This window comes from Blastomonas sp., assembly GCF_041747255.1.
Taxonomy (GTDB): domain Bacteria; phylum Pseudomonadota; class Alphaproteobacteria; order Sphingomonadales; family Sphingomonadaceae; genus Blastomonas.
Window position 1 is genome coordinate 1 of sequence record NZ_JBGTFM010000097.1, and the last position, 4,890, is coordinate 4,890.

At 64.5% G+C, this 4,890-nt stretch carries 2 protein-coding genes; both read right to left on the minus strand.

Annotated elements, in window-relative coordinates; all coding sequences use genetic code 11:
- Positions 1 to 527 (minus strand): SDR family NAD(P)-dependent oxidoreductase (locus ACEW8G_RS03210; protein WP_373487003.1); only part of this gene is annotated, 527 nt, incomplete at its 3' end.
- Positions 528 to 569: 42 nt separating this feature from the next.
- The coding region (locus ACEW8G_RS03215) for an AMP-binding protein (RefSeq protein ID WP_373487004.1) at positions 570 to 4,890 on the minus strand (4,321 nt) is incomplete at its 5' end.

A 4,890-nucleotide genomic window follows, 5' to 3' on the forward strand; every position in this document is an offset into this window, starting at 1 on the left:
CGGGTGTGCGAGAAGATCGTCGAGATGTTCACCACCGACCCGCCCACCGGCATGATCGGGGCTGCGGCGCGGGTCAGATTCCAGCTGACGCCGAGCAAATTGCGCATCGCATCGGCGACGGTTTCGGTGTCGCCGTTGGCTTCCATCTCCTCACGGGTCAGCGGCACGTTTTCCAGCGTCTGGCGGGGACCTGCCGAGCCCGCGTTGTTGATCAAAATATCGATGCGCCCCAGCGCTGCCTTGACCTCACCCATCGCCGCGCGCACCGAATCGGGATCGCCGCCGTCGAGGATGACGGTGAACACGCGGGCATCATCGACGCCGGTCTCGGCAAGCAATGCGGCCTTGGCCGCCTCGAGCCGTTCTGCCGTGCGCCCGGTCATCACCAAGGTCGCACCCTCGGCGATAAAGCGCCGGATGATCGCGCCGCCCAGATTGCCCGCAGCACCGGTGACCAGAGCCACCTTGCCCGCGAGTCTTCCTTCTGTTGCGGTGGCTTTGGTCGCTTTGCTCTTGCTGGTCGTCATATTGTCAATCCCCTGTCCGCACATTCTGGCGGCGCATAGTATTCAGTTGCTGGCGGCGGCCCAGTATTCGAGCAGCTCATCGCGGCTGCGCAGGCCCATCGCAGGCAGCGCGTGGTTGACCACATAGGTCGCGCCCGAATGGCGGTTGTCCCACATCGCCTGATGCGCTTCCGGCAGCCCATCCCAATCGACCACCGTCGGTTCGGTGACCGAAAGCAGTCCGCCTGCGATCATGTTGTTCATCATCGTCACCTCGTGCGCATTGCACAGATGGGTGCCGAAGATGTTGGCGGTGGGCATGATGATCCGGCGCTGGCGGGTCCACACCTGCGGCGCGTAAAAGGTGTAGCGGCGCCCTGCCATCTCCTCGGCATAGACCACCCGCCCGCCGAACGGTTTGACCAGCGAGGTCGAGACGCCGAGCGAATCCTGGGCAGCGCGCTCGATCACCAGATCGGGCACGCCGCGTGGGTTTCCGGGTGAGCCAAGAATACGGCCCACCGCCGTGCCAAAGGGCTTCAATGTATGCTGCTGATAGCTGCGCACGCCTTCCTTGAAGCGCTCGATGTCCTGACGGGCATCAGGCAGGCGCGGCAAGGTATCGGGCCAGATGAACTCGCTGTCGCGGCGCTTGAGCCCCTCAAGGCTGATGATCCCCTCGACCGATTCCTCCAGCCCCAAGGATTGCAGGAACTCACGCTGGCCATCGGTGGTGGTCACGATCACAGTGCGCGCCTTGTACAGCCGCGCCGCCTCGATCATTTCGAGCCCCAAAGGATCGGCAAGGTCACGGGCACCGGGGCCGTAATACAGCAGCACCGATTCGCCGCCGCGCAATTGCGCGCGCGCCAGCATGTCCGAGGGCGAGGCGCTGCCGGTCTTGCCCATGAAGGCGAAGTGATAACCCGATGACGCACCGTAGAAGGCCAGCGTGCCGTTTTCCTCGAGCAGCTGGAAACTGCGCGGGAAAGCGCTTTCCCCGGCGTGGCTGACGACGAAATCGGCGAGCGATCCATCATTCATGCGGCGATATTCGTCAAGCAGCGGCGCGCCATCGGCCTCCCATTGACGGGCAGCTTCGGGTTCATCGGGCACGGCGGTGAACAGCGCGGCGAAACGCGGGTCCTTGCGGTTCAGCGAACCGACCGCGCCCTGTTCGTGCACGAATGCCGCGCGGTCCTCGCTCGAGACCATGCCGGTCGCCTTGAGGCCGCTCTTGACGCTGCTTTTCAGCGCATCGAGCCCGGTTCCGGTGGCCGAGCCTTCGACGAAGATCGTCTTGCCCGGCACGATCTGCAGGGTGGTGAACAGGCAGCGGGTGATGGTGCCGAGATTGAGCACATAGCTGCCCGCCTGCTCCAGCGTCAGATCGGGCGGAACGCGATGCAGCTGCGGCCCCTGAACGTTCAGGAACTGCGCATGGCTGCCGGTCTTGGTCTCATAGCCCTGAATGGCAAAGCCTGCGAACATCGGGTCATCGCCCGCCTGCGGCGACAACAGGTCCGAGGTGCCCGAATAGACGACCACCATGTCGCCGACGCGCAACCGGCCCTCGCCCTTGACCTCGCTGCCCAGCGCCGCGACCAGCGCCAGACCGCCCGATCCGGTGATCTGGACGTCCTCGTCATGGCTATCAAAGGGCGAGACCGGAATGCCGGTCAATGCCCAGATGTCGTTGAAGTTGACCTCGCTGGTCAGCATGTAGACCAGCGCCTCATTGGGCTCGGGCGCGACCACGGGCACGATATGCTCGCGCTCGTGGGATGCGGGCGGGCCAAATCGCGGGCTCCCGGTATCAGGGTCGCGGCTGATGCCGAAGGCGAGTTGCTTGTGCGGGATCGCGGTGACCCCGGGATAGAATGGCGCGCCAACGGGCAACAGCTGCCCCGATGCGATCATCTCGGCCTTATTGTCCTCATGCTCGTCCTCGATCCACACGCCACCCCGGCGCACGGGCAAGGGCGGGCTCTGCTTGTCCATGAACTGGCGGATGCCGGTCTTGCCGCCTTCGGGATCGATGATCGCTTCTGCGAAATGCTCGCCCTCGCGCTTCAATCCAGCGGCCATGCCTTCGGTCCAGCCAGTGCGCACCGCTTCGAGCGCGCGGCGGCCTGCTGGCCCGCGACCGGCCCATTCGAGCTGTTTGAGAATACGCTGGAGGAACGGGTCTTCGAGCACCGCATCCAGATCAATGTGCGCGGGGTTGGCCCAGCGCTTGATCATCGCCTTGCGGTCGGCAAATGCCTTGCCCAGCGGACTTTCTGCCCCGTGCCGCGCGTATTCGCGCACCATGTCATGCGCAAGGCTGAGCGCGTCGTTCGATCCATCGGCGACCTGCTCAATCGCGCCAATCGCCAGCGCTTCATCCGCACTGATCGCACGTCCGCCCAGAATGAGATCGAGCGCATCACGCAGGCCCTCGCCCGCGCGCCGCTCGGCGAGCAGACGCGGCAGACGCTGGGTGCCGCCATAGCCTGGAAGGAGCCTGAGGTTGATCTCGGGCTGACCAAAGCGCGCCACCGGTTCAGCGATCCGGTAATGGCAGGCGAGCGCGAACTCCATGCCGCCTCCCAGTGCAACGCCCTGGATCGCGGCGATGCACGGCTTGCCCATGGTTTCGATCTTGGCGAAGGCAAGCTGCGCGTTGTTGGGCAGCACGCCCGCCTCTTCAACGCTGTTCACCTCGTCCAGCATCTGGCGGATGTCGGCGCCTGCGACGAACGAGGCGGTGCCCTGGCCGGTGAACACCACCGCGATGACATCATCCTTGCGCGCGAGATGTTCGACCACGATCACCAGCTCGTCGATCGCACGTTCATTGAGCGCGTTGACCGGCGCGTTGGTGACGGTGACCGTGGCCACGCGTTTGCCGTCCCCCAGAGCATTGTACTGGATCAGGAAATAGCGGTAGCGCTCGAACAGCGCCTGATCCTCCGACAGCTGCTGCTTGCGCCGCCAGATGGTAACCGCGCCCTGCAACGCATCGATGCTGCCGGGATTGCGCAGCGTGCTGGTGTCGCCAATCTCGCCGCCCTCGACGATGGCGCGGACCATGCGGCGCATGTATTTGCCCGAACGCGTCTCGGGGAACTCTGCAACCTCAAGAAAATCCGATGGCACCGCGACCGCGCCTTTCTCGGTGCGCACCAGATCGGTGAGGCGTCGACGGTCGTCCTGCGTCAGGCGGCGGCCCGCTACGGCCGTGATGAAGGCAATCGGCGTCGCTCCCTTCTCACGATGCGGCGCGCCGACGACCAGCACATTGCCGACCGGCGAATTGGGATCGAGCGTCTTGTCACGCAGAATCGCGCCTTCGATTTCCTCAGTGCCGATGCGGTGCCCCGAGACGTTGATGACATCGTCCGAGCGGCCATGCAGCGAGAACGAACCATCCTCGTGGCGGATCGCGAAATCGCCCTGAGTATAGGCCCATGCCCCCTGCCAGCGCTGCCAGTAGGTGCTGGCATAACGCGCGCAATCGCCGCGCCATGCGGGGTTGATCCGCACCCCGCCCGCGCTGTCCTCAAGCGTGAAATTGCCGGTATCGCCCCAGATGGTGCGGGTGAGATAGGGATAGGGCAAGGCGATGACGATCTCGCCTTTCTCCCCGTTTTTGGCGCGCCGCCACCGCACGCCGCCGTGCGTCGTGCGGGCCAGCCCCATGTCGGCGGGCGGCGCATCGGCGTCCTCCACCCAGACATCGCCAACGATCCATGGCAGCGGATAGGTGTGCGCATCGGCGCGCAACGGAAAGTCCGTGTTGCCGTAAAAATGCGTCCACGCGATGCCACCATGCTCGGTCGCCCAGTAGCTGTTGATATACCAGGGGGTGACATGCTCCATCGCGAACGCCTGCACCGACGGTGAGGTGGGTTCTGCACAGAAGGTCGCGACATTGAGCGAAGACATGTCATAGCCTTGAATGTCCTTCAGGTTCTCCGGGTCCTGCATCACGCTTTTGAGGAAGGTGACGCCCGCCTTGAAGATCTGCACCTTGTGGCGCTCGATGATCGAGGCAAAGCGCCCGGCGTGCGGGAATACCGGCGATCCTTCGGTGATCACTGTTGTCACCCGGGTGAGAAGCGCGCCTGCGATCTGATAGCTCTGGCCGGTGATCCAGCCCGGATCGGCGACGACAAACATGACATCGCCGGGGGTGGCGTCGAACGCCACCGGCATCGTCGCGGCAATGCCCGCCGAATAACCCCCGTGAACGTGGACGACGCCCTTGGGCTTGCCGGTCGATCCCGAGGTGTAGATGATGAAATTGGGAAATTCTGAATCCACCGGCAGCGGCTTTGACGACGCCCAGATTGCGCGGACAAAATCCGCATCGGGCAACGCGAGCAGCGCGGCTTCGTCA